This window comes from Alteromonas sp. 5E99-2 (assembly GCF_017368475.1).
Taxonomy (GTDB): Bacteria; Pseudomonadota; Gammaproteobacteria; order Enterobacterales; family Alteromonadaceae; genus Alteromonas_F.
In genome coordinates this window covers 240,500-267,017 of the sequence record NZ_JAFNJE010000004.1, presented here as the reverse complement: position 1 = coordinate 267,017, position 26,518 = coordinate 240,500, and the positions used below count along the sequence as shown (strand labels likewise).

At 41.2% G+C, this 26,518-nt stretch carries 21 protein-coding genes and 5 tRNA genes; 18 read left to right on the top strand and 8 right to left on the bottom strand.

The window, feature by feature from the left end; genetic code table 11:
• Both J3L16_RS06640 and xseA read right to left on the bottom strand, forming a co-directional pair.
• Window positions 1-1,104: a hypothetical protein gene (locus J3L16_RS06640; protein ID WP_207612103.1), complete on the bottom strand. Its 1,104-nt coding sequence runs from the start codon at window positions 1,102-1,104 to the stop codon at window positions 1-3.
• Entirely contained in the window at window positions 1,101-2,462 is a 1,362-nt protein-coding gene (xseA, locus tag J3L16_RS06635) for an exodeoxyribonuclease VII large subunit (RefSeq protein ID WP_207612102.1), read from the bottom strand. Before xseA ends, J3L16_RS06640 begins: the two co-directional genes overlap by 4 nt.
• A 100-nt stretch (window positions 2,463-2,562) precedes the next feature.
• On the opposite strand from xseA, the gene guaB reads away from it, so the two are divergent.
• The 5 genes from guaB to J3L16_RS06610 all read left to right on the top strand — a co-directional run bounded on the left by guaB (window position 2,563) and on the right by J3L16_RS06610 (window position 9,487).
• Entirely contained in the window at window positions 2,563-4,032 is a 1,470-nt protein-coding gene (gene guaB / locus J3L16_RS06630) for an IMP dehydrogenase (protein WP_207612101.1), read from the top strand.
• 76 nt (window positions 4,033-4,108) lie between these two features.
• The gene (gene guaA / locus J3L16_RS06625) at window positions 4,109-5,686 is read left to right on the top strand and encodes a glutamine-hydrolyzing GMP synthase (protein WP_207612100.1); all 1,578 of its coding nucleotides are present in this window, start codon (window positions 4,109-4,111) and stop codon (window positions 5,684-5,686) included.
• Window positions 5,687-5,803: 117 nt separating this feature from the next.
• Window positions 5,804-6,883, top strand: a complete 1,080-nt coding sequence (locus J3L16_RS06620; protein ID WP_207612099.1) for an L-dopachrome tautomerase-related protein — start codon at window positions 5,804-5,806, stop codon at window positions 6,881-6,883.
• 204 nt (window positions 6,884-7,087) lie between these two features.
• A complete protein-coding gene (locus tag J3L16_RS06615) occupies window positions 7,088-8,515 on the top strand; it encodes a hypothetical protein (RefSeq protein ID WP_207612098.1) in 1,428 nt (475 codons plus the stop codon).
• A 72-nt stretch (window positions 8,516-8,587) separates the two neighbouring features.
• A complete protein-coding gene (locus J3L16_RS06610) occupies window positions 8,588-9,487 on the top strand; it encodes a histone deacetylase (RefSeq protein WP_207612097.1) in 900 nt (299 codons plus the stop codon).
• Window positions 9,488-9,496: 9 nt separating this feature from the next.
• Here J3L16_RS06610 and J3L16_RS06605 read toward each other — a convergent pair whose 3' ends face one another.
• Genes J3L16_RS06605 through tsaA form a run of 3 tightly spaced genes read right to left on the bottom strand, consistent with a single transcriptional unit; the run spans window position 9,497 to window position 12,821 of the window.
• Window positions 9,497-10,336 (bottom strand): MBL fold metallo-hydrolase, encoded by an 840-nt coding sequence (locus tag J3L16_RS06605; protein ID WP_207612096.1) that lies wholly within the window; start codon window positions 10,334-10,336, stop codon window positions 9,497-9,499.
• A gap of 38 nt (window positions 10,337-10,374) precedes the next feature.
• The gene (locus J3L16_RS06600; protein WP_207612095.1) at window positions 10,375-12,045 is read right to left on the bottom strand and encodes a proline--tRNA ligase; all 1,671 of its coding nucleotides are present in this window, start codon (window positions 12,043-12,045) and stop codon (window positions 10,375-10,377) included.
• A 44-nt stretch (window positions 12,046-12,089) separates the two neighbouring features.
• The gene (gene tsaA / locus J3L16_RS06595; RefSeq protein ID WP_207612094.1) at window positions 12,090-12,821 is read right to left on the bottom strand and encodes a tRNA (N6-threonylcarbamoyladenosine(37)-N6)-methyltransferase TrmO; all 732 of its coding nucleotides are present in this window, start codon (window positions 12,819-12,821) and stop codon (window positions 12,090-12,092) included.
• A 95-nt stretch (window positions 12,822-12,916) separates the two neighbouring features.
• On the opposite strand from tsaA, the gene J3L16_RS06590 reads away from it, so the two are divergent.
• The gene (locus J3L16_RS06590; protein ID WP_207612093.1) at window positions 12,917-13,873 is read left to right on the top strand and encodes an ABC transporter ATP-binding protein; all 957 of its coding nucleotides are present in this window, start codon (window positions 12,917-12,919) and stop codon (window positions 13,871-13,873) included.
• Entirely contained in the window at window positions 13,870-14,604 is a 735-nt protein-coding gene (locus J3L16_RS06585; RefSeq protein ID WP_207612092.1) for an ABC transporter permease subunit, read from the top strand. Before J3L16_RS06590 ends, J3L16_RS06585 begins: the two co-directional genes overlap by 4 nt.
• Before the next feature lie 397 nt (window positions 14,605-15,001).
• On the opposite strand, the gene J3L16_RS06580 is transcribed toward J3L16_RS06585, so the two are convergent.
• Window positions 15,002-15,571: a DUF1415 family protein gene (locus tag J3L16_RS06580; RefSeq protein WP_207612091.1), complete on the bottom strand. Its 570-nt coding sequence runs from the start codon at window positions 15,569-15,571 to the stop codon at window positions 15,002-15,004.
• Window positions 15,571-16,431 (bottom strand): bifunctional methylenetetrahydrofolate dehydrogenase/methenyltetrahydrofolate cyclohydrolase FolD, encoded by an 861-nt coding sequence (gene folD / locus J3L16_RS06575; protein WP_207612090.1) that lies wholly within the window; start codon window positions 16,429-16,431, stop codon window positions 15,571-15,573. The genes J3L16_RS06580 and folD overlap by 1 nt, the downstream gene beginning before the upstream one ends.
• Window positions 16,432-16,618: 187 nt before the next feature.
• Between folD and J3L16_RS06570 the strand changes: the two genes are divergently transcribed.
• The 11 genes from J3L16_RS06570 (at window position 16,619) to J3L16_RS06520 (ending at window position 25,731) form a co-directional block, all read left to right on the top strand.
• Window positions 16,619-16,695 (top strand) — tRNA-Pro (locus J3L16_RS06570).
• Between the two features lie 18 nt (window positions 16,696-16,713).
• Window positions 16,714-16,790 (top strand) — tRNA-Arg (locus tag J3L16_RS06565).
• 45 nt (window positions 16,791-16,835) lie between these two features.
• A tRNA-His gene (locus J3L16_RS06560) sits at window positions 16,836-16,911 on the top strand.
• Window positions 16,912-16,923: 12 nt separating this feature from the next.
• A tRNA-Leu gene (locus J3L16_RS06555) sits at window positions 16,924-17,008 on the top strand.
• A 31-nt stretch (window positions 17,009-17,039) separates the two neighbouring features.
• Window positions 17,040-17,116, top strand: a tRNA-Pro gene (locus J3L16_RS06550).
• Window positions 17,117-17,333: 217 nt separating this feature from the next.
• Window positions 17,334-18,638 (top strand): trigger factor, encoded by a 1,305-nt coding sequence (gene tig, locus J3L16_RS06545; RefSeq protein ID WP_207612089.1) that lies wholly within the window; start codon window positions 17,334-17,336, stop codon window positions 18,636-18,638.
• Window positions 18,639-18,734: 96 nt separating this feature from the next.
• Entirely contained in the window at window positions 18,735-19,364 is a 630-nt protein-coding gene (clpP, locus tag J3L16_RS06540) for an ATP-dependent Clp endopeptidase proteolytic subunit ClpP (RefSeq protein ID WP_207612088.1), read from the top strand.
• Between the two features lie 45 nt (window positions 19,365-19,409).
• Window positions 19,410-20,687: an ATP-dependent protease ATP-binding subunit ClpX gene (clpX, locus tag J3L16_RS06535; RefSeq protein WP_207612087.1), complete on the top strand. Its 1,278-nt coding sequence runs from the start codon at window positions 19,410-19,412 to the stop codon at window positions 20,685-20,687.
• A 102-nt stretch (window positions 20,688-20,789) separates the two neighbouring features.
• On the top strand, window positions 20,790-23,141 hold the full coding sequence (lon, locus tag J3L16_RS06530; RefSeq protein ID WP_207612086.1) for an endopeptidase La: 2,352 nt from the start codon (window positions 20,790-20,792) through the stop codon (window positions 23,139-23,141).
• 262 nt (window positions 23,142-23,403) lie between these two features.
• Window positions 23,404-23,676 (top strand): nucleoid-associated protein HU-beta, encoded by a 273-nt coding sequence (hupB, locus tag J3L16_RS06525; protein ID WP_207612085.1) that lies wholly within the window; start codon window positions 23,404-23,406, stop codon window positions 23,674-23,676.
• Window positions 23,677-23,829: 153 nt separating this feature from the next.
• Window positions 23,830-25,731 (top strand): SurA N-terminal domain-containing protein, encoded by a 1,902-nt coding sequence (locus J3L16_RS06520; protein WP_207612084.1) that lies wholly within the window; start codon window positions 23,830-23,832, stop codon window positions 25,729-25,731.
• 403 nt (window positions 25,732-26,134) lie between these two features.
• On the opposite strand, the gene rpsT is transcribed toward J3L16_RS06520, so the two are convergent.
• Window positions 26,135-26,395: a 30S ribosomal protein S20 gene (gene rpsT / locus J3L16_RS06515; RefSeq protein ID WP_207612083.1), complete on the bottom strand. Its 261-nt coding sequence runs from the start codon at window positions 26,393-26,395 to the stop codon at window positions 26,135-26,137.
• Between the last annotated feature and the right edge of the window lie 123 nt (window positions 26,396-26,518).

Sequence of the window (26,518 nt, the reverse complement as noted above, 5' to 3'; positions counted from 1 at the left end):
TTATAGAAACTCTCGTACCTGCTTCATCATTTTGGATTCAGCAGGTACATCTAGAGTCAGCATTATATGCTGAACTAGCGGCTCTGCTATGTGGTAGGGGAAGCTGCTGGTAAATTTAACTAGCTTGTCTTTTACGATAAACACATAGGTTGCTGCGTAAAGTGGTTCATCAATGTCATTTGAACCATGAATTGAAAAATACATTCCCGTTGTAGAAGGTAAGACAATTTCACTCACCGCTTTATCTATAAATAAAGCTAATTCTCTACTTTCAGTTACTTCTTTTGCCTGTTGGAATTCACTTTTTATCTTATTGTTTAACCAACTGTGGTTAATTTTGGTAAGACTTTCTCTAATGGGATATATGGCGACATCAAGAATAGCGTCGGAATATTGAGGGTGGCGGTATCGCGCTACTGAGCCTAAGAAAGGGTCTGGATATAACTGGATATCTTCTAAATAAAAATCGCCAGCATAAGGTGTTAATACTAACCCGTTGCGGTAGTCACTTGCTTGCAAAGATGAATACAAAAACTCTCGGCTAAACAAGCCCATAGTAAATGCATGATTCTTCCATCGAGAAACAATGGTTTTCGCACTTTGTTCAAATTCATTATCTGAACGTAAAGCATTAGACGCGCTATAGGTATTGAGAGGAAAGCCCCGCCATTGAAGGGTAAACTCTGTATGTAGACTGGCTGATTGAATGGCTTTTTTGGTTGAAAATACATTGGACAACAAATGGCTCGATGCTGGCTCTTCAGGAAATTCTCTTAATTGAGAAGCAATGAGTAATTCATAATCTGTCGCGTTTTCAGAGGTGTTTATTTGGGCTGGATATACCGCTGAATTTAAAATGTCTCTCCAACGTTCAGCCGAAATTGGATCGTCTTTACATTGTGCTCTGGTGTTATCACATGCTTTGGCACTTGTTTCACTCATAAACGCGGGATAAAAATCAAATTTATCCACGGCTAAAAAAGGGTTTTGCTCAGGCTCTATTTCATTGCTTTCGATTTCATTATTGGATGAGTGGTGTTTGGGCGTAGCGCAGCCCAATAAAGATAAAGCTAAAACTAAAACACCTGTGGCTAGATATCTCATGTATCTAGCTCTTGTTGGTTTGCTAAGGGCATACTGACAACCTCGCCGTCTTGAAATTTTGTGACTATGGGTTTAGACAAATCAAGGTCTTTAGCTTTTGTAACCGCACGATCTACTTGCAGCGTAATAGAGTAACCTCGAGACAAAGTTGCTAGAGGGCTAAGTGCGTTTAAATACCCTGCTTGGCGCTGTAGTTGTTCGAATTTATGTTTGTATAAAGCTTCCCATGCAGTTGTGAGCCGGCGATTTAGGTTATCTTGCTTTATGCTATTTAATTGTATTTTGGCCTCAGGGCTTACCTGCATTAATCTATGGCTTAGTTTTTCGTATTGATTGTGCTTTTTACTAAAGTAGCCTTGAATGTTTTGGTTTAACTGGGCCGTTACCTTATCTAAGTGTTGAGCATGTTGTAAAAGCTGGCGAGAAGGGTGCATGATATTTAGGGATTTATTAAGCCCTTCACTTTGTGCTTGTTTTTTTGCAAGCACATGGCCAATGGCATGATTAAGACGAGCAGAAAGTTGCACGATACGCTGTGCTCGTTCACGGGCGTTAGGGCTAATCAGTTCAGCCGCCGCCGAGGGGGTAGGTGCTCTTAAATCGGCAACTAAGTCGCTAATAGTGACATCGACCTCGTGCCCTACTGCGCTTACTGTGATGAGTGTTGATTGTGCAATATCTCTTGCAAGCTCGGCGTTGTTAAAGGCCCATAGATCTTCCAGTGAACCGCCTCCTCGAGTAATTAACAATACATCCACTTCAGCGCGTTCATTGGCTATTTGAAGTGCTTGTCGTATGGCTTCGGGGGCTTGTTCGCCTTGTACTAGGGTTGGGTAGACAATCACTTCTATATCTGGCGCTCTTCGTTTTAAGACTGCTAATACATCTTGCAGTGCGGCGCCACTGGCAGAGGTGATGACACCTAATTTTGATGTGGCGGTAGGAAGCGGGCGCTTTTTGGCCGTATCGAATAGTCCTTCGCGATTAAGTTGTTGTTTTAATATTTCTAGCTCTCGTTTTAACGCGCCTTCGCCATCCAGCTCCAAATGTTCAACAATGAGCTGGTAATCGCCTCGTGGTTCATACAAACCGACACTTGCGCGAATTAACACCTTGTCGCCTTCTTTGGGGCGGGCGGCAACACGATGATTTGCTTGTTTGAACATGGCTCCGCGAATTTGTGCGCGATTGTCTTTTAACGTGAAATACCAATGACCAGAACTTGCTGCGACAAAATTCGATATTTCACCTTGTAGCCAAATCAAGCCAATTTCGGTTTGTAACAAGGTTTTCGCCAACCTATTTAGCTTGGTTGGCGTTAAAATATGCCGAGATTGAGGCACTGAAGACATAGACATAAAATTTTCACAATGAGATCTAAAGATTACAGTTTACCTTAAAGTTAAAAAACACTACAATTGCGCCGCAATTAAGTCTTAACTCGCTAGGTGTAATTGCATGCTCAGAATAATCCAAGAAGCTCTCACGTTTGATGACGTGTTGCTCGTTCCAGACCACTCTACTGTTTTACCTCACACAGCAAAGCTCAACACCCAGCTTACTCGTAAGGTGTGCTTAAATATTCCTATGGTGTCCGCTGCGATGGATACAGTAAGTGAAGCGCCTTTGGCGATTGCTCTTGCTCAAGAAGGCGGTATTGGTTTTATTCATAAAAACATGCCAGCTGAAGATCAAGCCAGCCATGTGTTAAAAGTAAAAAAATACGAAAGTGGTGTTGTATCAGACCCTGTAACCGTTGAAGACAGTGCTTCAATTGGTGATGTGTTAGCCCTTAGCAAACGTTTAGGTTACTCAGGCTTTCCTGTTACGGATAAAAGTAATAACCTCATAGGTATCGTTACGGGCCGTGATTTGCGCTTTGAAAACCGTTTAGAGTTGCCAATCAGCACAGTTATGACCCCTAAAGACCGTTTAGTTACGGTAAAAGAAGGCGCGGATTCTGCCTTGGTACTTGATTTAATGCACGAGCATAGAATTGAGAAAATTTTGGTGGTTGACGATACCTTTAAATTATCAGGCTTGATTACGGTAAAAGATTTCCAAAAAGCAGAAAGCAAACCCAATGCCTGTAAAGATGAATTAGGTCGTTTGCGTGTAGGCGCGGCAGTTGGTGTTGGCGCAGGTACAGACGAAAGAATTAAATTATTGGTTGAAGCGGGCGTAGACGTCTTACTTATCGACACCAGTCACGGTCATTCAGAAGGCGTGATTGCAAGTGTAAAACGTATTCGCAATGCTTTCCCTGATATTCAGATTATTGCAGGTAACGTTGCCACAGGCGCTGGTGCAAAAGCATTGGCAGATGCCGGTGTTGACGCGGTAAAAGTGGGCATTGGACCAGGTTCAATTTGTACTACTCGTATTGTTACCGGTTGTGGTGTGCCGCAAATTACGGCCATAGCTGATGCTGTTGATGCCTTGGAAGGTACAGGTATTCCTGTTATCGCTGATGGCGGGATACGTTTCTCTGGCGATATTGCTAAAGCTCTGGTTGCTGGAGCAAGCTGTGTCATGGTTGGCAGTATGCTAGCGGGTACAGAAGAAGCGCCTGGGGAAGTAGAACTCTATCAAGGTCGTTATTACAAATCGTATCGAGGTATGGGCTCATTAGGTGCAATGAACCAAAGCCACGGGAGTTCAGACCGTTACTTCCAAGATCCGAACAGTGCTGAAAAACTGGTCCCTGAAGGTATCGAAGGTCGTGTTGCTTACAAGGGGCCAATTGCGAACATCATCCATCAACAAATGGGCGGTTTACGTTCAGCGATGGGATTGACTGGTTGTCCAACCATTTCAGACTTAGGCACTAAAGCGAAATTTGTAAAAGTAACATCTGCAGGCATGGGTGAATCTCATGTACACGATGTGAGCATTACAAAAGAAGCACCTAACTACCGTATGAGCTAGTCACACTAGTATTTTGAATTTGGTGAGGCATGTAAAATGCCTCCGTATTTTCGTCTTAAAATTATTAAGGAACATCATGAGTTCGAATATCCATTCGCAACGTATTCTTATTTTAGATTTTGGTTCTCAATACACTCAACTTATTGCTCGTAGAGTGAGAGAAATCGGTGTGTATTGTGAATTATGGGCGTGGGATGTTTCTGAAGAGCAAATCAAAGGGTTTGCTCCTAATGGCATTATTTTATCTGGCGGGCCTGAGTCAGTAACAGAAGCAAAGTCACCTCGTGCACCTGACTATGTATTTAATGCAGGGGTTCCTGTGTTGGGTATTTGTTACGGAATGCAAACCATGGCAGAGCAATTAGGTGGTTCAGTTCAAGGCTCTGATAAGCGTGAATTTGGCTACGCTCAAATTGATGTTTGCCATACTTCAACCTTGTTGGACGATATTAAAGATCAACTTAGCGAAGCAGGGCAACCGCAATTAGACGTATGGATGAGTCACGGCGACAAAGTTGCTTCATTGCCCAAGGGTTTTGAAACCGTTGCTAAAACCCCTTCGTGCCCTTATGCGGCAATGGCTGATGAGTCTCGTCGTTTTTACGGTGTACAATTTCACCCCGAAGTTACTCACACTAAGCAAGGCGAGAAAGTCTTGTCTAAGTTTGTGTTAGATATTTGTGGTTGTGAGAAATTGTGGACGCCCAATGCCATTATTCAAGACGCCGTGGCTAGAATTAAAGAAAAAGTGCAAGACGATGAAGTGATTTTGGGCTTGTCAGGTGGTGTAGATTCATCTGTTGTTGCCATGCTTATTCATCAAGCTATTGGCGATAAACTGATCTGTGTATTTGTTGATAACGGCTTGCTTCGCTTAAATGAAGGCCAGCAAGTTATGGACATGTTTGGTGACCGTTTTGGTTTGAATATTATCAAAGTGGATGCCGAACAACGTTTTCTCGACGCCTTACAAGGTGAAGATGACCCTGAGAAAAAACGTAAAATCATTGGCGGTGAATTCGTTAAGGTGTTTGATGAAGAATCGAACAAGTTAGATAACGCTAAATGGCTAGCGCAAGGCACTATTTACCCTGACGTAATTGAGTCAGCAGGCTCGGAAACAGGTAAAGCTCATGTGATTAAATCTCATCACAATGTAGGTGGATTACCCAAAGATATGAAAATGGGCTTGGTTGAGCCTCTTCGTGAGTTGTTTAAAGACGAAGTACGTAAAATTGGCCTGGAATTAGGCTTACCTTACGACATGCTGTATCGCCATCCTTTCCCTGGACCCGGTTTAGGTGTGAGAGTGTTAGGTGAAATTAAAAAAGAGTATTGTGATTTACTTCGCCGCGCCGACGCTATTTTTATTGAAGAGCTTCACGCATCTGAGCTTTACCACAAAGTAAGCCAAGCATTTACTGTGTTCTTACCTGTGCGTTCAGTGGGTGTTATGGGCGATGCTCGTAAATATGATTGGGTGGTATCGCTAAGAGCCGTAGAAACCATCGACTTTATGACAGCCCATTGGGCGCATTTACCTTATGACTTCTTGGGTAAAGTGTCTAATCGTATTATCAACGAGATAGATGGCATCTCTCGCGTGGTTTACGATATTTCAGGTAAACCACCTGCCACTATTGAGTGGGAATAAATAAAAGTAGCTGGTTTAGTACATAGTGATTTGACGCGGTTTTGACTGACTAGTGATCAGGGTGAAATAGGCTTGACTGAAATAGTCAGTACATACCGTAGGCTTTAGGAGTGAGTAATGAAGGCATTTTTTCAATTTTTAATCTTGTCGTTTACGATGGCTGGAACGGTTTATGCTGATAAGCTAGAGATAGTAGCCACCTTTGATGAGTCACTTCCTCCGGGGAATTTGGCTATTGCACCAAGTGGCCGTATGTTTATGAGTGTGCATGAATTTTATGGCCAAGAGTTACGTCTTGTGGAAATATTAAAAGATGGCACTACAAAAGCATATCCAACTGAAGAGTGGGCGAGAGCAACAAAGAAAAACGGTGTAGGTCTTAAAGGTGTGTTTGGTATACGCGCCGACAGACAAGGTATTTTGTGGATACTCGATGGGCAAGATAACGAACATAGCGGCCGAGTTATAGGCTGGGACACAAATACTGAATCGCTGCATAAAGTATTTTATTTATCGACTCCAGTTACGCGGGAAACATCGTTTTTAAATGATTTAGCCGTAGATCACAGTAATGGCGCAATTTACATCACTGATACGGGGAATGGTGAAAACTCAGCGTTAATTGTTGTTGATATGAAAACAGGCTTGAGTCGCAGAGTGCTAGAAGGTTCTCGTTTCACTGTTCCTGAAGATATAGACATGGTTATCGACAATAGAGTTGTAGAGCTCGGTGGTCAGCCTGCTCGTATTGGTGTTAACCCCATCACTATAGACCCCACTAATACTTGGCTTTATTTTGCGCCTATGTCAGGTAAGTCTATGTACCGAATTAAAACTCAGTATTTGCTAAATGCTCAGTTAACTGACAGCGAATTAGAAGCTAAAGTTGAGCGTTATGGAGATAAACCAATATCCGATGGTTCAACGATTGATGCCCAAGGTAATGTCTATGTGACAGGGATAACTGATAATGCTATTGGAGTCATTCGTCCAAATGGCGAATACGACGTTTTGTACCAGTCGAAAACAACACTACCTTGGCCAGACGGGTTTTCTATAGGTGTTGATGGCTATATTTATGCAACAGTAAACGAGTTGTTTAGAAGTCCGGTGCTTAATAGTGGCAAAAATGAAACAAAGGGCGAATTTAAAATTGTCCGTTTTAAAAGTGAAAGTACATTAATTAATGGTCGTTAAAATCATAAGCTAAAATTTTTTCACATGAAAAAACAGGTGGTTATACCTGCTAAAGTTAAGCCATCAGTTACTATTGAGTAGAAATAGATAAAACGTAGCAATAACGATAAACTGTGACAAGGAATGTTGCAGCTCTTAAAGCTCACTGACTTGAATCATAGTGCTGTTAAACGAGTCAATTAAAACAGATGGACGAAAAAGTAAATGGGCGTGATTGTTTATGAGTTAAATGAAATACCTCAAAAAGTGTTTGATTTTTATGCCCTCTCTCACCCCAATTCTGCGTTTGCAAAACTTCGACAGCAAAGCGCGTTATTTCAAACCCATACTGCCGATGTAGGAAGCCTAAGTCCCTGGGTTACCTGGCCTACTATGCATCGTGGTGTTTCAAATATTGAACACGAAATCAGTGATTTGGGACAAGACTTATCAAGGGTGAATGGGGAGTTTCCAAACATATATACTCTACTAGCTCAACAAGGTGTAAAAGTAGGGGTGTTTGGTTCATTACAAAGCTACCCCTTGCCTGATAATTTAGACAACTTCGCATTTTATGTCCCTGATACCTTTGCTGCTGGCGATGAGTGCTTTCCTGAAGCGTTGAGCGCATTTCAACGCTTTAATTTGTCTATGGTTCAAGCCAACGGGAGAAATGTGAGTTCGGGGATTGCAGTAAAAGATGCCGCTCGATTTATTCAAAAGTCCATAAGCTTGGGTTTGACGTCAAACACCTTTTTGAAGTTATCCAATCAGATTGTCAGCGAGCGCTTTAATAGTGATCGCGTTGTAAGACGGAGAACGTCTCAAGCTGAAATTGCGTTTGATTTGTATTTTCGACAGCTCGCGACAACAAGACCCGACGTGAGCTTTTTCTTCACTAATCACCTTGCATCGAGTATGCACAGGTATTGGCCAACAATTTTCCCTGAGGATTACGAGGCTGGAAAGTTTGATGAATCTTGGCGACTCCAGTGGTCAGGTGAAATTCCTCACGCCGTGAAAGTGGCAAATTATCAGCTGCAAAAGTTACTCGATTATTGCGATAAAACCGGCAGCGAACTTATTGTCTCATCCAGTATGGGGCAAGGCGCAGTGACCAACGTCGAGCCTGTAGAAACACAAGTATTAATTACCAACTTAACTCGCTTAATGAATTATCTAGGGGTAAATCGAGCTGACTGGGAACCCCGTTTGTCTATGGCCCCCAGAGTCACGGTGTCACCAAAGAGCGGAACTGTAAAACAGCAGTTGAACAAGCTGAAAAATATAACAATAAATGGCCAACATATTACTGTTTTTGAAACGAGTACCGGTGATTTGAGGTTAGATGTAAATATTCACAATCAAGATTCATTAGCTGTTTACGACAATGATTTAAACATTGAGCCAAAGCTGATAGGCATTGATAATGTGCACTTACAGGATGCCTCTGGTAGCTATGCTTACCATATTCCTGAAGGGGTTTTATTACATTACACTCCGTGCCAAATAGCGTCGAATCATATAATGAGCGAGCAAGAAGCAAAGGTTTGGGAACCTGTGAGTGTATTAGATTTTGCTCCTTCGTTGCTTAGTAAGTTTAATAAACCTATTCCATCATACATGGAAAAAGAGAATCTATTTCTTTCTTAAGTTTGTCTAGGAGATGAACACTTGCATCATTCCTTAAACAGGATTCAGGTTAGTTAGGTTTTATGTATATTTATGAAGAATCTTGTTTTTCATCCCATTTATAGCCAGTTATCACTGCCAGATAGGCACCGTTTTCCTATTGAGAAGTATCAAGGGATTTATGATGGGTTGATAGCAAAAGGCGTAGAACAGAGCCGATTTGTTACGCCTGCTGCAGTGCCTATACAGCATATGCATCGATTTTTTGATCGAAGTTACGTCGATGAACTCACCAGCGGCGCATTAAATTCAAAAGCCATGAGAAGAATTGGCTTTCCATGGTCAGAACAACTCATTCAACGTTCTTTAACTGCGGTAGGAGGAACAATTCGCACTGCTCAGCTGGCTTTACAGCATGGTGTCGCACTGAATTTAACCGGAGGGTATCATCATGCATTTACAGATTACGGTTCTGGTTTTTGCTTGTTTAATGACTTGTACCTTGCCGCGAATGAAATGCTGTTGAACCCAGCTGTAGGGCAAGTCTTAATTATTGATTTAGATGTTCATCAAGGCGATGGAACCGCTAAACTTACAAGTGAAAGAAATGATATTATTACCCTTTCTTTGCATTGTGAAAAAAACTTTCCGTTTCGTAAACAAGTGTCAGACATGGACTTTCCGCTAGATAAAAACTTGTCTGACGAGCAATACCTTTCAATTCTTGACGAGGCGCTTTCTTTAGCATTTCGATGTTACCAGCCTGATGCAGTTATTTATGATGCAGGGGTGGATATTCATGAAAATGATGATTTAGGTTTGTTAAACGTAACAACCCAAGGGGTATTGACGCGAGATAGTATGGTGATTGATTTATGCAAGAGGCATAAATTACCGGTGGCCTGCGTTATTGGTGGAGGTTACCAAAGAGACATCAATGCATTAGTTGATGTCCATCTGCAGTTATATCGCGCAGCAGGTGTTTATGTTTAACATAAGGTTTTATAGCTGGATAGTCAGCTTCTCTTGTGCTGCAAGTACATCTAAATTCGATTCTATGCTTTTTACAAACTCTTTTGAATCTTTAACTATATTATCAATGTCATCGTCGGTCCGCTCTGGATCGTGACTGTAAAGAGCAAGGCGTTTGGCGTTGCTTGCAACAGCTAACTTAACACCTTCATCTGCAATTGAATGGCCCCATCCAGATTTTGTTGGCATATCAGAGTTCAAGTATTGAGCGTCGTGGATGAGCAAATCGACGTTCCAAGCAAAATCAACGAAGCCGATAAAATCATTTTCTTTCTTATAAGGAGGGTAAAGTTCGTTGTCGGTGATGTAAGCCAACTTGGATTCACCTTCGGTAATTAGGTATGCACTCCCACCACCGGGATGGTTAATCAATAAGCGCTTAATGGTTGCAGAGCCAATTTCCCATTTGGTTTGTTCTTTATCTAGATTATTAAATCGTATTTTGCTAGGTAAATTATCAGGATGAACGGGAAACGTAGAGCCCCGCATTTGCTCTACAATTGCATTTTGTTCGTTAAAATAGGTTTGACCGGGAGTAATAATAACCTCCCTGTCAGGCTGATAAATAGGTACAAAGAAAGGAAAACCTTGGATGTGGTCCCAATGGTTGTGGCTCAACAATATGTGCACAGGTGTTGTCTTAGCAGCCAGATCCTTACCAAGCATTCTGATGCCTGTTCCAGAGTCTAATACTATGTCTGTGCCATCGTTTAATTCAACGTGTACACACGCTGTATTTCCTCCATAACGCACAAACTCTGCACCTGGCGCCGGAATTGAACCTCTAACGCCATAAAAGGTTACTTTCACATTATTCCTTTAAAGTTGGTAATTGTTCCAACCCTATACTATAACGATGAGATAAATCTTACTACCTCATCAATGTCGAGTAATTGTTTTTCACCTGTTTTTCGATGTTTATATTCGACTTGTTTGTTGTCTAGGTTACGTTCGCCGACAACAATACTATGAGGTATTCCAATTAACTCCATGTCGGCAAACATAACGCCCGGTCTTTCTTTTCTGTCGTCAAATAAAACATCAATACCTTGTGCTTTTAAGGTGCTATATAGATTTTCTGCAACCTCTTTAATGCGCTCAGATTTATGCATATTCATTGGAATGATAGTGACTTTGAACGGTGCTAAAGCCTCTGGCCAAATAATGCCGTACTTATCGTGATTTTGTTCGATTGCTGCAGCGACAATACGAGAAACACCTATTCCATAACAGCCCATAGTCAGTGTTTGGTGTTTTCCTGTTTCGTTTAATACGCCGCAATTCATAGCGCTAGAGTATTTGTCGCCAAGCTGGAATATATGCCCAACTTCTATGCCTCGTTTTATCACTAGTTTGCCATTTCCATCAGGAGATACATCGCCTTCTTCAGCATTTCTGATATCAACAGTACTTTCGCTGGCCGCAATCGTTACATCTTTAAACCCTTGCTCATCTGAGTTAGCACCACAATAAACCTTTGAAACAGACACGACACCGTGATCATAATAAACAGGGTAAGGCGTGTTTAAAGGGCCAAGGTTACTGGAATTACATTGTATTAATTCTTTTATTTTTTCATCAGAGGCTAATTTTAATGGCGACGCTACACCATCTAATTTTTCTGCTTTGATATCATTTAACGAATGGCATGCACGTAAAACAAGAATAACCCATTCTTGTTCAGCTTCTTCTGACGCTCGCGCTAAGTAAACAGTGAGCTTATTTTCATCTGAGGCATTTTCAAATTCATTTATAGGCACAGGAACAGGAGTAGAACTTGCATCTTCAGTTAGTGCTTCTCGAGATGTGCTCGCCATTTCAACATTAGCAGCGTAACTACTTGAGTCAGAAAATGCGATGGCGTCTTCGCCAGAATCGGCAAGGACATGGAATTCATGAGATGTACTACCACCAATAGAGCCTGAATCTGCTATTACGGCTCTAAACTCTAAACCTAACCGAGTAAATATATTTTCGTAGGCGGTGTACATTTTTTTATAAGTATCATCAAGAGAGGCATTGTCTAAATGAAAGCTGTAAGCGTCTTTCATTGTAAACTCTCTGCCGCGCATAATGCCAAAGCGAGGGCGAACTTCATCGCGGAATTTCGTTTGAATTTGGTATAGATTTAAAGGAAGTTGCTTGTAGCTGCTTACTTCATTTCTAACTAAGGCGGTAATGACTTCTTCATGGGTAGGGCCAAGCACGAAATCTCGTTTATGGCGGTCTTTTACTCTGAGTAATTCAGGCCCATAGTCTTCCCAGCGCCCAGACTCTTCCCATAGATCTGCAGGTTGAACTACAGGCATTAAAATTTCAATAGCACCTGCTTTGTTCATCTCATCGCGCACTATGTTTGCAACATTGTTTAATACTCTTAACCCTGTTGGTAGCCAAGTATACAAGCCTGAAGCTAGTTTTCTTACTAAGCCGGCGCGAAGCATTAATTTGTGACTAATAACTTCAGCTTCTGCTGGGATTTCTTTTTGTGTTGCAAGTAAATATTGGCTAGTGCGCATGGATTGTTATGACCTAATTCTAAATTTCTGGCGGTATTCTAAACTCAAGCTTGAGGGGATGCTAGTCGTGTGAATTTTTCTACGTAAATTTGTGCGTTTATAATTCGCCAATGAACATCGAAATCGTAAAGCTGAACACGATATTCTTTTGGATCTTCTGTGCGTTTTTTCTTGTATGCGGGACGAGGATCTTGCGTTAACACGGCTTCTACTAAAGATTGGAAACCGCTATAAAGGTTTTCTATTTTTGGCAATGACGCCATTGCATGTGAGGAAAATGAAATTGTGAGTGTTTTGGGCTCATCAATAGCGTAGCCATTTTCTAGTAACGCAGAGCTGTTTTCTATTGCATCGGCATAGGGAATATAGGGTTTTATATCTAAAATAGGGGTGTTGTCTAGCAAGTCAACACCTTCAACATCAAGTAGCAGCTGCGTATTTTGTTTTCTCCAGCCCTTATTTTTAACTACTGACATGCCCATGTGATTTGGGCGAAAAGAACTTCTGCTTGCAAATACCCCTAAGGTTTTATTGCCGCCTAGGCGAGGGGCTTTCACACTGTGTTTCCACCCCGATTCGACGTTCGCACTGAACTGAAAAATTAACCAAAGGTGACTAAAATTATTAAGGCCTTTGAAGCAATTTTCGTCGGCAAAAACATCCGACATTGATATAGTTCCGCTAGCATTAGCTAAATTGGGTTGGCGGGGTATGGCAAACTTTTGCTTAAATGGAGTACTGATTTTGCCAACAGGTTGTATAACAATATTTTCCATAAGTATTTGAAATTCCCAGTTTCACACGTATATTTCTTTTCAAATTGTAGGTTTGTCCTACTTCAGCGCTGCCGAAAAAGGTTAGATAGGAAAACATGATATCAGTAAATGGATTAAAAAAAGTATTTGGAAAGCATGTAGCCGTTGATGCATTGAGCTTTTCTTTGCAACCAGGCGATATTGTAGGCTTTCTTGGACCAAATGGTGCAGGTAAGTCTACGACAATGAAAATGCTAACCGGATTTTTGCCCGCGACATCAGGAACAATTGAAATTGCAGGGAAAGACATTGTTCGTCATCGACGGGATATACAAAAACAAGTGGGATATTTACCTGAAGGGGCTCCTGCTTATGGTGATATGACCGTGTATCAATTTTTAGTTTTTATTGCCAGAATCCGAGGAATTGCCAAAAAAGAGAGGCAGAAGGCCATTGGCTATGTTGTTGACAAAATAGACTTAGCATCAGTAGTAAACAAAAAAATTGATACCTTATCAAAGGGCGTTGTTCGCCGAGTAGGCATAGCTCAAGCTATTATTCACGACCCAGATATTTTGATTCTTGATGAACCTATGGATGGATTAGACCCCAACCAGAAATATCAGATTAGGAATCTTATAAAGGCGCTTTCTAAGGATAAAATAATTGTTATTTCTACTCACTTGCTGGAAGACGTAAGTGTGTTGTGTAACCGCGCTTTGATTATCGCTGAAGGCAAGCTTAAATTTGATGGTACCCCTAGTTCCTTAAAGCAGCTCTCGAAATCCTATAATTCGGTGATGTTAAAGCTGAGCTACGCAGCAGACATATCAGGACTAGAGGATATAGAAGGCGTTGAGAATATTGAATTTAATCATGAAACAAATCAGGTGACCCTGTTCCCTGAAAAAGATAAAGCGATAGTGCATTTAATTGGTGAATATGTATTTCAACGCCGTTTACCTGTGGACGAAATGACGATTTCACAAGGAAATTTGGACGAGGTATTTCGCGCCTTAACTTCAAGCGAAGCTATTCATGAAAAAAATACTGTGACGGAGAAATCAGAATGAGCCACGTATTAGCAATAACACAGCGGGAGTTAAGGAGCGTTTTTACAACGCCAGTTGCTTACGTTTTTATACTGATATTTTTAATGTCGAGCGCAACATTGACATTTTTTGTCGGTGATCTCTACGAAAGAAACCAAGCCGATCTTGTCCATTTTTTCACGTTGTTACCCTGGTTGTTTTTATTTTTGGTTCCTGCCATTGGCATGAGAACTTGGTCAGAAGAAAGAAAACTAGGGACGATAGAACTGCTGATGACGTTGCCAATCTCTTTGTTTTCAGCGGTTATGGGGAAGTTTCTTGCTTCATGGTTGGTGATTGGTTTGTCTTTGCTTCTGACGTTTCCATTATGGCTAACAGTGGCGTATTTAGGTGAACCAGATTTAGGTGTGGTTATCACCGGGTATTTCGGCAGCTGGTTGATGGCGTCGGCATTTTTGGCGATAACTATGTTTATGTCAGCACTAAATAAGAATCAAGTTGTTGCTTTTATACTTGGAGTTTCTGTGTGCTTTTTGTTTGTCGTTATTGGATCTAACGGCGTACTAAATACATTGTCGACTTACACTAACAATACTGTATTAGATACCTTGGCATCTTTCAGCTTTTTATCTCGTTTTGACAGTATGGCTAGAGGAGTTATTGCACTTGATGATGTGGTTTACTTTTTGTTATTCACCGTTATATGGCTGTCTATGTCCTTATTTGCCATCAATATGAAAAAGGCTGATTGAGATAAATTTGCTTGTTTTGCTCCAGCCGCCTCCTTTATCTGAAGCGCTTAAGCAAGCCATTGATGCTCACGTAATAAAGACAGGTAAATTGGTCGCATTTATAGATCCTCTTTTCCAAACACACAATGGGTATTGGCTATAAAAGGACACGAAGGTGAAGATCTTAAACATCCGGGATTTATTGGCGTGGAACCGAGAGGTATTAATGCAAACGACATAGTAAGTAAAGGCTTAGACAGGTGCAGTTGCAATTAGACCATGACATTACTTCGTTAGGCTATGTATTGAAGCTAATTAATATTTTATTAGTACCTATTTTTCTTACGTTATTTGTGTGTGGGGTAATGAACCTGCTGAGAGGTAAAGCGCCTAAGAGCCTTACTTTAAAAACAGGTAGTTAACACTCAATCTGTTTAGCATTCTGAATGGCTGTTTGCCAGTGTTTAAGTTGCTCTTCGGCTTTACTAATGCCTATTTCTTCAAGCCGATGTTGATTGCGAATAACAATGTCATCAGCCTGAGATTGCGACTTTATCACACGGGCGACTTCGTCCTCTTTCAATATATGCAGTACGGGCAAAGGCGAGCGATTCGTATAATGAGTAGGGCTATCTTCATTTTCCCCTTCGAACACATAATCAGGATGAAAGCTTGCGAGTTGAAAGGTGCCTAGCCAACCTTCTTGTTCGAGCAGTGCTTGTGCTCCATCTAATAAAGATAGGTAGTCGAAAAAATCGGTGCAGGCACGGCCTAATGCAAACAAGGTAGTGGTTTTTGTTTTACTTGTAAGCAGAGATTGACACTCCTTTCGAAGTGCCTCATAGATTCGCGACCAGGATGTATCGTCATTAATTACAATGTCGATTTTCTCCTGATGGCGAGCAGGTTGAGCAAAAGGACAAAAGTTTTCTTTTATAATCCACTCATCAACCCATTCATGAATAATTGAAATGCGTTGGTCAGACATTAAGAATGAAATTTCACATATGCTTCTAAGGTATTTTCTATTAGGCTGGCTACTGTCATGGGGCCAACACCTCCAGGAACAGGCGTAATCCAACTAGCTCTATGTGATGCTTTGTCGAAATCCACATCGCCTACTAGGGTTCCGTCGCTTTGGCGGTTTATGCCTACATCTATCACGATTGCACCGGGTTTAATCCACTCACCCGGAATGAAATTAGCCTTGCCTACTGCCACAACAAGCAAATCAGCGCGACTGATGTGCTGTTTTAAGTCTTGGGTAAATTTATGACACGTGGTAACGGTACAACCTGCAAGCAACAGCTCAAGGCTCATAGGGCGGCCTACAATATTCGACGCACCAACAATGACTGCATCCATGCCCTTAGTGGGTTTTTTGGTTGACTCTATTAATGTCATTATTCCTTTAGGAGTGCAGGGCCGAAGGGCAGGTACTCGCTGAGCTAAGCGGCCAATATTGTATGGATGAAAGCCATCTACGTCTTTATGGGGGTGTATTCTTTCAAGTATCTCTTCGCTATTTAAACCTGCGGGTAATGGCAGCTGTACTAGGATGCCATCTATTTCTTCGTCTGCGTTTAAGTCGTCAATTAAAGATAGAAGTTCTTCTTGAGTGCTGGTTGCGGGTAAGTCAAATGACTTTGAAATAAACTTTACTTCGTCACACGCTTTTCTTTTATTCGCTACATAGACTTGGGATGCGGCATTATTCCCAACTAACACTACCGCAAGGCCAGGGGCTCTTTTTCCAGAGTCTATAAGTGAATTTACGTAGGTTGCTACATTAGCACGCACGTGCTTTGCAATTTGTTTTCCATCAATGATGTGAGCTTTGTCGGACATGTTTACTACCAAGGTTCAACGAATATACAATTATATTGTCTCATAGCCATAGCAATATTGGCATTGTAATTTTACATAATTGATTGTTAAAACAGCAGTTGAATAAATGGGTCAAAAAAGTGTTTGACGAGACCTAATCAAGTCGGTAATATGCGCCACCCGTAGAGGCAGAGAGCTTCTACAATGTCGGTGAGTGGCGCAGCTTGGTAGCGCACTTGGTTTGGGTCCAAGGGGTCGCAGGTTCGAATCCTGTCTCACCGACCATTATACTAGATTCGTTGTGCGTCCGTAGCTCAGCTGGATAGAGCACCCGCCTTCTAAGCGGGTGGTCGCAGGTTCGAATCCTGCCGGACGCGCCATTCTTTGGTGAATGACGAGTTGGGTGTAGTAAGTTGTAAACAGTGGTGGGCGTAGCTCAGTTGGTAGAGCCCCGGATTGTGATTCCGGTTGTCGTGGGTTCAAACCCCATCGTCCACCCCATTTCTTTACAATGCGGAAGTGGTGGAATTGGTAGACACGCTGGATTTAGGTTCCAGTGCTTCACGGCGTGAGAGTTCAAGTCTCTCCTTCCGCACCATCTTATTTTTATCTAAAGATCAATCATGTCTCGGTGAGTGGCGCAGCTTGGTAGCGCACTTGGTTTGGGTCCAAGGGGTCGCAGGTTCGAATCCTGTCTCACCGACCATCGTTTGATTTTAGGTCGAATTTTCAATCATTTATTCTCAATTATTACGGTTCCGTAAGTCTAATATAAACTCCTGATAGACTTCCCTATAGAGTGTGGCTATAATGCTGCGTCATTTTTATCCGCTACAGGCTATGGTGAAAAATAATTACCATACGTTTAAGCCTGTTTAACACGTATAGATTGTGCGAAGCAGCACAAGTATTGAGGTAGAAGCATGCAAGTTTCCGTTGAGACGACACAAGGTTTAGAACGCCGTCTTACAATTACTGTTCCAGCAGAGTCAGTTGATTCAGCTGTTAAATCACGTTTGCAACAATTAGCAAAAACCCAACGTATTAATGGCTTCCGCCCTGGAAAAGTGCCTGTTAGCGTAATTAAAAAGCGTTTTGGCCAAGCAGTTCGCCAAGAAGTTGCTGGTGACGTAATGCAGCGTAATTTTTATCAAGCTGTAGTCCAAGAAAAAATTAATCCAGCAGGTATGCCATCTTTCGAGTTAGTGAAAGACGTAGATGGTCAAGATTTAGAGTTTGTTGCTAAATTTGAAGTTTACCCAGAAGTTGAACTTAAATCTTTAGATGCACTTGAAGTTGAAAAGCTTGAAGTCGAAATTCAAGATAAAGATATGGAAACCATGATGGAAACGTTGCAAAAGCAACACGCCACATGGAAAGAAGTACGCCGTAAAGCGAAAAAAGATGATCGCGTTATCATCGATTTCGTAGGAACCATTGACGGTGAAGAGTTTGAAGGTGGAAAAGCTGAAGACTTTACTCTAGAGCTTGGTAAAAACCGAATGATCCCTGGCTTTGAAGAGCCACTAGTTGGTGCTAAGAAAGGCGAAGACGTAACCGTTGATGTTGCTTTCCCTGACGACTATCACGCTGATGCCCTTAAAGGCAAAAATGCTCAGTTCGCAGTGAGTGTGAAGAAAGTTGAAGGTCAAAAATTACCTGACGTTGACGAAGAATTCGCGAAATTGTTCGGTGTAGAAGAAGGCGGTGTTGAAGCCTTGAATGTTGAAGTTCGCAAGAACATGCAACGTGAACTAGACCAAACAGTAAAAGCTGAAAATAAAGAAAAAGTCATTTCTTCTTTAATCGATAGCAACGATGTAACGGTTCCTCAAGCTCTTGTTGACCAAGAAGTTGAAGCTTTGCGTGATCAAGCTAAGCAACGCTTTGAACAACAAGGCAACGGACAAAATGTTCCAGACCTTCCAGCTGAACTTTTCACTGATAATGCGAAACGTCGTGTATCAATTGGTTTGTTACTTGGTGAGATTATCAAGCAAAACGAACTAAAAGTAGATGAAGATAAAGTAATGGAGCTTATTGAGACGTCTGCATCTGCATACGAAGATCCTCAAGAAGTGGTTGATTACTACAAAGGTAACGAAGAGCTTATGCAACAAATGCGTAATGTTGCCCTTGAAGATCAAGCAATTACTTTAGTAATGGAAAAGGCAAAAACCACTGTTGTCAGTAAATCTTTTGATGAAGTGATGAACAAACAGGCCTAAATTTGTCTGAGAAGTTTGACTTCTCCCTAGGCCAACTGCTTAAATGCTCGGGTAACCCGAGCATTTTTGTTTTTAAGTAACGCATTCAGGACTGTTATGACCACATCTTCATTCGATATTCAAAACGCACTCGTTCCTATGGTTGTTGAGCAAACATCAAAAGGAGAGCGTTCTTACGATATCTACTCTCGACTTTTAAAAGAAAATGTTATTTTTCTTGTTGGACAAGTCGAAGACCACATGGCAAATCTAATTGTGGCGCAAATGCTATTTTTAGAAGCTGAAAACCCAGAAAAAGATATTTACTTGTATATCAACTCTCCTGGTGGTTCAGTGACAGCTGGAATGGCAATTTATGACACCATGAAATTTATTAAGCCTGACGTAGCGACTGTCTGTGTAGGGCAAGCTGCGAGTATGGGCGCATTTTTACTTTCTGGTGGAGCAAAAGGTAAGCGTTATTGTTTACCTAATTCTAGAGTGATGATTCATCAACCTCTAGGTGGCTTCCAAGGCCAAGCATCAGATTTTGAAATTCATGCCAAAGAAATACTGTCTATTAAAGAGAAATTAAATAGATTAATAGCAGAACATACTGGCCAATCGTATGAAAAAGTTGCAAACGATACAGACAGAGATAATTTCTTATCGGCAACGGAAGCAATGGAATATGGATTAGTTGATCAATTGCTTACCAATCGCTCTGATACTGAGCTAGGTAAATAGAATTTACTATCCCATTTGCACTAAAGTGAGTAAGAGGCATTTTAAATGAGTGATAATGAAAACAACGATGGCGATAACAAACTATTGTATTGTTCGTTTTGTGGTAAAAGCCAACATGAAGTAAGAAAGCTAATTGCGGGCCCGTCGGTATTTGTTTGTGATGAGTGTGTCGAATTGTGCAATGACATTATTCGCGAAGAAATTAAAGAAATTGCGCCCAAGCAACAGCAAGATGAGTTACCCCGTCCCCATGAGATTCATGCGCACTTAGACGACTACGTCATTGGCCAAGAGCACGCTAAGAAAGTGCTTGCCGTTGCTGTGTATAATCACTACAAACGATTAAAAAATGGTGACGTTCACGAAGGTGTAGAATTAGGTAAAAGTAATATTCTACTTATTGGTCCTACAGGTAGTGGTAAAACCCTCCTTGCTGAAACACTAGCAAGATTGCTTGACGTTCCTTTTACTATGGCTGACGCAACTACATTGACTGAAGCGGGTTATGTAGGGGAAGACGTAGAAAATATTATTCAAAAATTACTGCAAAAGTGTGACTACGATGTAGAAAAAGCACAACGCGGTATTGTTTATATCGATGAGATCGACAAAATTTCTCGTAAGTCTGACAACCCATCTATTACTCGTGATGTATCGGGCGAAGGTGTTCAACAAGCCTTATTGAAGCTTATTGAAGGGACTATTGCGTCTGTTCCTCCACAAGGTGGCCGGAAGCATCCTCAGCAAGAATTTTTGCAAGTAGACACTTCAAAGATTTTATTTGTTTGTGGTGGCGCATTTGCTGGTTTAGACAAAGTAATTGAACAACGCGCGAGTACTGGCACAGGTATTGGTTTCGGAGCTCAAGTAAAAAATAGCGAATCTAAACAAGTTGTCGGTGAGCTGTTCAAGCAAGTAGAGCCAGAAGATTTGGTTAAATATGGATTAATTCCCGAGTTTATCGGTAGATTACCTATAGTGACCAGCTTGGAAGAGTTGAGTGAAGATGCACTCATTCAAATATTGAAAGAGCCTAAAAACGCCATAACGAAACAATATGGTGCCTTGTTTGCTCTTGATAAAACCGAACTCGAATTCAGAGATGATGCCCTTGCCGCGATTGCTAAAAAGGCAATGGAGCGTAAGACTGGTGCTCGTGGGTTGCGTTCGATTGTTGAAGCTGTTTTGCTTGATACTATGTACGACCTTCCTTCTATGGAAGATGTCAGTAAAGTGGTTATTGATGAGACAGTAATTAAGGGAGAGTCGAAACCTATCCTTATTTACGACAACGCTGAAAAACGCGCTGCGTCAGACAGCTAATACAAAAGGCCCATTTTGGGCCTTTTTTTTATTGAACTTTTTGTGACAACCCCCATATATATAGCCATAATCATATTTAATTAATCAGTTTAGAGAATACGCATGACGAAAGAGCGAGATAATCGCACTGAAATGCCCGTTCTGGCATTGCGCGACGTAGTTGTATATCCACACATGGTCATTCCTTTGTTTGTGGGCAGGGAAAAATCCATTAAATGTTTAGAAGCAGCAATGGATGCGGATAAACACATTTTTCTCGTTGCACAAAAAGATGCAGGCGTTGATGAACCAACGTCCGATGACGTATTCCAAGTGGGTACCGTTGCCACTATTTTACAATTGTTAAAGTTGCCAGATGGCACCGTTAAAGTGCTCGTTGAAGGAAGCGTGCGAGCAACTATAGAGTCTTTCTCTCAATTAGAGCCTTTCTTTATGGCAGAGGTTGAAGAGCTCGATGATGCTCCGTTGCCTGAAGCTGAGCAAGAAGTGCTCATTCGTTCTGCGGTATCTCAGTTTGAAGGCTATGTAAAACTAAACAAAAAGATTCCTCCTGAGGTTTTGACTTCACTTAATGGCATTGAAGACGCCGCGAGACTGGCTGACACCATGGCCGCACATATGCCTTTAAAGCTAGCCGAAAAGCAAAAAGTGTTAGAAATGAAAGGCATCAATGAGCGTCTTGAGTATCTGATGGCATTGATGGAAGGGGAAATAGACCTTCTTCAAGTAGAAAAGAAAATCCGTACTCGCGTTAAAAAGCAAATGGAGAAAAGTCAGCGAGAATACTATTTGAATGAGCAAATGAAGGCCATTCAAAAAGAACTGGGTGACATGGATGAAGCACCAGACGAATTTGAAGCGTTAGCAAAGAAAATCGCTGATGCGAAAATGCCAAAAGAAGCAGAAGAAAAAGCTACCGCAGAGCTGCAAAAGCTTAAAATGATGTCGCCAATGTCTGCAGAAGCTACTGTAGTGAGAAGTTATATAGATTGGCTTTCAAACGTTCCTTGGACAAAGCGCAGTGCGGTTAAAAAAGATCTCCCTCGAGCAGAAAAAATTCTTGATGCCGATCATTTCGGATTAGATAAAGTAAAAGAACGGATTTTAGAATATCTCGCAGTTCAACAAAGGGTCAAAAAACTAAAAGGCCCTATTTTGTGTTTAGTTGGACCTCCGGGAGTAGGGAAAACGTCTTTGGGGCAGTCAATTGCAAAAGCGACTGGCCGTAAATACATTCGTATGGCATTAGGTGGCGTGCGTGATGAAGCTGAAATACGTGGCCATCGCCGTACTTATATTGGCTCCTTGCCCGGTAAATTAGTACAGAAAATGGCGAAAGTTGGCGTTAAAAACCCACTTTTCTTGTTAGATGAAATTGACAAAATGTCATCTGACATGCGTGGAGACCCTTCTTCAGCCTTGCTTGAAGTGCTTGATCCAGAGCAAAATAGCGCGTTTAGCGACCATTACCTTGAAGTGGATTACGACTTATCTGATGTTATGTTTGTTGCGACATCTAACAGTATGGACATTCCGGGGCCGCTATTAGATAGAATGGAAGTTATCAGGCTGTCTGGATATACGGAAGATGAAAAACTCAATATTGCCAAACGCCATTTGCTAAGCAAACAAATAGAGCGTAATGGACTGAAGCCTAGCGAATTGGAAGTCACTGATTCAGCATTAATTGGTATTGTTCGTTATTACACTCGTGAAGCAGGTGTTAGAAGTCTGGAACGAGAGATCTCAAAAATCTGCAGAAAAGCGGTTAAATCGATTTTGCTGAAAAAGAGCAATGAAAAAGTCGTTGTTGATGATAAGAATCTAAAAGATTACCTAGGTGTCCAACGTTTCGATTATGGAAAAGCTGAAGACAATAATCAAATCGGCCAAGTAACAGGTTTAGCATGGACGCAAGTCGGCGGTGATCTGCTTACGATTGAAACAACATCTGTACCGGGTAAAGGAAAAACAACCTTCACAGGTTCGTTGGGCGATGTTATGCAAGAATCAATTCAAACTGCTATGACGGTGGTACGAAGTAGAGCTGAGAAATTAAGAATTAACGACGATTTCTACGAAAAAAGAGATATACACGTACACGTTCCTGAGGGTGCTACGCCCAAAGATGGGCCAAGTGCAGGGATTGGAATGTGCACAGCGTTGGTCTCGTCACTAACGGGCAACCCTGTTCGCTGTGATGTTGCAATGACAGGTGAAATTACCCTACGAGGTGAGGTACTTGCTATTGGGGGGTTAAAAGAAAAACTCTTAGCTGCCCACCGTGGTGGGACAAAAATTGTTGTTATTCCAAAAGATAACGCACGAGATCTGGAAGAAATCCCGGATAATGTTAAACAGGATCTTAGTATTCATCCTGTTCAATGGATTGATGAAGTACTTGATTTAGCCTTGGCTAACCCTGTTGAATCATGGAAAACGACGAAAAACTAATTTTTTGAATAAAAAAATCAATACATATCAATAAATTTTGAATTTATTTGGCTTTCGGGGCTTTCAATAGGCGAAAGTTGTGATACCTTTTATATGGAATTGCTAAAGGCCTTGTCACCAAAGGGATAGAAGCGGTTTTACTTTTAAGTTAAAAAAATGTAACAGATAGCTTGATGTTCTTAATCAAGCTTGTTATAACGTCAGAGTTGTCATTCTTAATAGGTGGCGTGACAAATAATAACAACCGAAGGGGATTAAAATAGTGAACAAGTCTCAACTTATCGACAGTATTGCTGCAAATGCAGATATTTCTAAAGCAGCAGCAAGCCGTGCACTAGATGCTTTTACCGATACAGTTACTGAAGCGCTTAAAGAAGGGGATCAAGTAGCATTGGTCGGTTTTGGTACATTTGCGGTTAGAGAAAGAGCAGCTAGAAGTGGTCGTAACCCACAGACAGGCGAGACTATCCAAATTTCTGCAGCAAAAGTACCTTCGTTCAAAGCGGGTAAAGCGCTAAAAGATTCGTGTAATTAAGTTTACAGTTAACGATTAGAAAGGCGATGGCATATCCATCGCCTTTTTTATTTCTGTTACCTCGCTTTAACCCCTAAGAGTACGATATAATCCATCGCATATCCCCATATATCTTAATGGGCAGTATTTCAGATACGGAGTAAATAAACGATCATGTTAGAACGGATCAGAGAAGGTGCCCAAGGTCCATGGGCAATGGTTATTGTTGGCTTAATTATAATGAGCTTTGTTTTTGCTGGTGTTGGAAGCTATTTGTCAGCGCCAACCACGAACGCAGTAGCGAAAGTTAACGGTGAAGAAATCGCAGCCAGCGAAGTCGAACGAGCATATCAAAATCAACGTGCTCAAATGGAAGCGCAGTTTGGTGAAGGAGTGTCAGCCTTATTTTCTGACCCTACCTATTTAGCACAATTTAAAGACCAAGCACTGCAGCAACTTATTGGTGATTTACTCCTTAAGCAGCATGCAGAGTCATTAGGTTTAAGAGTAAGTGACGAACAAGTTAAGGAAGCAATTACGGCTATACCGCAATTTCAAGTTGGCGGCGTATTCAGTAACGACAGATATTTAGTTGCGATAAGACAGTCAGGTTTTCAACCATCTGAATTTAGAGAGTACATTCGCCGAGAAATGACACGTGATCAATTATCAAGGGCGTTAGGCGGCAGTGGTTTTGCTTTATCTAATGCAGCGAAATTAGTTGCTCAATTAGAACAGCAAACTCGCGACGCAAAGATATTGACTCTTGAATCAAGTGCATTTTCAAACGACATTGAAGTGACTGATGAAGAAATTCAAATTTACTACGATGCCAACTTAAATCGTTTTGATACAGAAGAGAAAGTCAGTTTAGCTTATGTTGAATTAGACGTTGAAACACTGAAGAAAGACATTTTGGTGAATGAGCAAGAAGTTGCTACTTATTACGACGAGCATTTGTCTGCTTATCAGACAGAAGAAAAAAGAGCCGTATCTCACATCTTAGTTGAATTCAATGATGATAAAGACGCAGCACTTGAGCGGATAACTGTATTAAAAGAACGTATCAACAATGGTGAAGCGTTTGAAGAGGTCGCATCTGCAGAGTCAGATGATACCTTCAGTGCAGAAAACGGTGGCGATTTAGGCGAGATTACCGAAGGTTTGATGGGAGAAGCATTTGAATCTGCGGTGTTCAATTTAGCCAATGTTGGAGATGTTTCTGAGCCAGTAGAGACTGATTTCGGCTACCACTTAATTAAAGCGACGTCGATTAAATTGTTAGAAACACAGCCTTTATCTGAGGTGAGTGCTGAAATCGAAGAAACGATTAAGCAAGATAAAGCGTTAGATGAGTTTTATCGACTACAAACAGAAATGTCTCAGTTAGCATTTGAGGTATCTGACTCTCTAGAAGAAGTGGCAGAAAGCATTAATGGTAAAGTACAAACTACAGGGTTGCTAACTAGAAGCTTTGCGCCTTCCCCGTTTGACCGTGGTGATATTGCTGCAGTCGCGTTTTCTGACGAGTTAATTGAAGAACAAGTGAATAGTGATGTAATAGAAATAACTGATGAGCACGTGTTGGTTATGCGTGTTATCGAGCATGAGCCGCAGCGTACTAAATCGTTGGATGAAGTTTCAGATCAAATAGTCAGCACGTTAAAAACGGAAAAAGCACAAGATGCTTCTCGTACTTGGGCTGAGAGCTTTATTGAAACTTATCAAACCGACGTTTCTGCTGCTGCAAGCTTGCTGATAGAGCGCGGTGTTGATTGGTCTACTCGGGTTGCACTAACAAGAAGTACATCCGATTTACCTTCTACCGTAAGAAATACTCTATTTTCTATGAGTACAGCCTCTCCAGAGAATATTGAAGTGGTTGATTTAGGTATTGATAGCGTTGCTGTAGTTTTACTGACTGCAGTCAATAGCGTGGACTCAGTGAGCGCAGAGACCATTGAGCAGTATAAACAGCGTTTAGCCGCTGAAAGTACAAACGTGGAAGTGGCGGCTTTAATAGATGCATTAAAAGAAGAAGCTTCCATTAAGTTGATGGCTGAAGTTGAAAACTAAGCTTTCTACTTTATGACTTAAAAAGGCGAACCTAGTGTTCGCCTTTTTTAATGAGTAAGAAATAGCATTCCAGAATAAAACAACGCAATCACACTGGATATGACTAAGATATACACAAATCCTTGTTTGCCTTGTTCAAGAGAGAAGTTATTTAATTTTAAATATATAAACCATAAAACAAGTAAAAGTAAGGGAATGAGAATGATGATACGTAGCATAGTCTTGTTTAACCGTTTTGCTGAATAATGGCTTATTGAGACAATACTATATTTTCGGGGATACGAGGATATTAATTTAACGTTAATTTCTGTGGATGCAAGATGAATAGCTTTACTAGCTTTAGGCCGAATTTTAGATAAAAAAAAGCGAGCATAAAGCTCGCTTTTTTAATTGTATATATTGCTTAAAGCGCTTTAATTTGCGCAGCAAGGCGGCTCTTATGACGAGCAGCTTTGTTTTTGTGGATCAGGCCTTTAGTTGCCATTCTGTCTAGGATTGGCGTTGCAGCTACAAATGCAGCTTGTGCAGCTTCTTTATCACCTTGATCAATAGCAGCAACCACTTTCTTAAGACTTGTACGAGTCATAGAGCGGCGACTAGCATTATGCTGGCGACGTTTTTCGGCTTGGATCGCACGTTTCTTAGCGGACTTGATATTAGCCAAGGTGTAACTCCCAAAAAATAATTTCAACTCAAAAATCGAGGACGCGAATTCTGCCTAGAAAGTGCGCCTTTGTCAACAGTGAATTATAGATTGTGATGTTTTACTTGCATAGAGTTAAAATAG

Excerpts from the sequence above, each read along its gene's own strand:
- J3L16_RS06590 (WP_207612093.1), top strand. The coding sequence starts at position 12,917 with ATGATATCAGTAAATGGATTAAAAAAAGTATTTGGAAAGCATGTAGCC.
- J3L16_RS06600 (WP_207612095.1), bottom strand. The coding sequence starts at position 12,045 with ATGCGCACTAGCCAATATTTACTTGCAACACAAAAAGAAATCCCAGCA.
- guaB (WP_207612101.1), top strand. The coding sequence starts at position 2,563 with ATGCTCAGAATAATCCAAGAAGCTCTCACGTTTGATGACGTGTTGCTC.
- xseA (WP_207612102.1), bottom strand. The coding sequence starts at position 2,462 with ATGTCTATGTCTTCAGTGCCTCAATCTCGGCATATTTTAACGCCAACC.
- J3L16_RS06520 (WP_207612084.1), top strand. The coding sequence starts at position 23,830 with ATGTTAGAACGGATCAGAGAAGGTGCCCAAGGTCCATGGGCAATGGTT.
- J3L16_RS06620 (WP_207612099.1), top strand. The coding sequence starts at position 5,804 with ATGAAGGCATTTTTTCAATTTTTAATCTTGTCGTTTACGATGGCTGGA.
- J3L16_RS06615 (WP_207612098.1), top strand. The coding sequence starts at position 7,088 with ATGGGCGTGATTGTTTATGAGTTAAATGAAATACCTCAAAAAGTGTTT.
- J3L16_RS06640 (WP_207612103.1), bottom strand. The coding sequence starts at position 1,104 with ATGAGATATCTAGCCACAGGTGTTTTAGTTTTAGCTTTATCTTTATTG.
- lon (WP_207612086.1), top strand. The coding sequence starts at position 20,790 with ATGACGAAAGAGCGAGATAATCGCACTGAAATGCCCGTTCTGGCATTG.
- J3L16_RS06580 (WP_207612091.1), bottom strand. The coding sequence starts at position 15,571 with ATGTCTGACCAACGCATTTCAATTATTCATGAATGGGTTGATGAGTGG.
- tsaA (WP_207612094.1), bottom strand. The coding sequence starts at position 12,821 with ATGGAAAATATTGTTATACAACCTGTTGGCAAAATCAGTACTCCATTT.
- J3L16_RS06585 (WP_207612092.1), top strand. The coding sequence starts at position 13,870 with ATGAGCCACGTATTAGCAATAACACAGCGGGAGTTAAGGAGCGTTTTT.
- tig (WP_207612089.1), top strand. The coding sequence starts at position 17,334 with ATGCAAGTTTCCGTTGAGACGACACAAGGTTTAGAACGCCGTCTTACA.
- guaA (WP_207612100.1), top strand. The coding sequence starts at position 4,109 with ATGAGTTCGAATATCCATTCGCAACGTATTCTTATTTTAGATTTTGGT.
- clpX (WP_207612087.1), top strand. The coding sequence starts at position 19,410 with ATGAGTGATAATGAAAACAACGATGGCGATAACAAACTATTGTATTGT.
- clpP (WP_207612088.1), top strand. The coding sequence starts at position 18,735 with ATGACCACATCTTCATTCGATATTCAAAACGCACTCGTTCCTATGGTT.
- folD (WP_207612090.1), bottom strand. The coding sequence starts at position 16,431 with ATGTCCGACAAAGCTCACATCATTGATGGAAAACAAATTGCAAAGCAC.
- J3L16_RS06610 (WP_207612097.1), top strand. The coding sequence starts at position 8,588 with ATGAAGAATCTTGTTTTTCATCCCATTTATAGCCAGTTATCACTGCCA.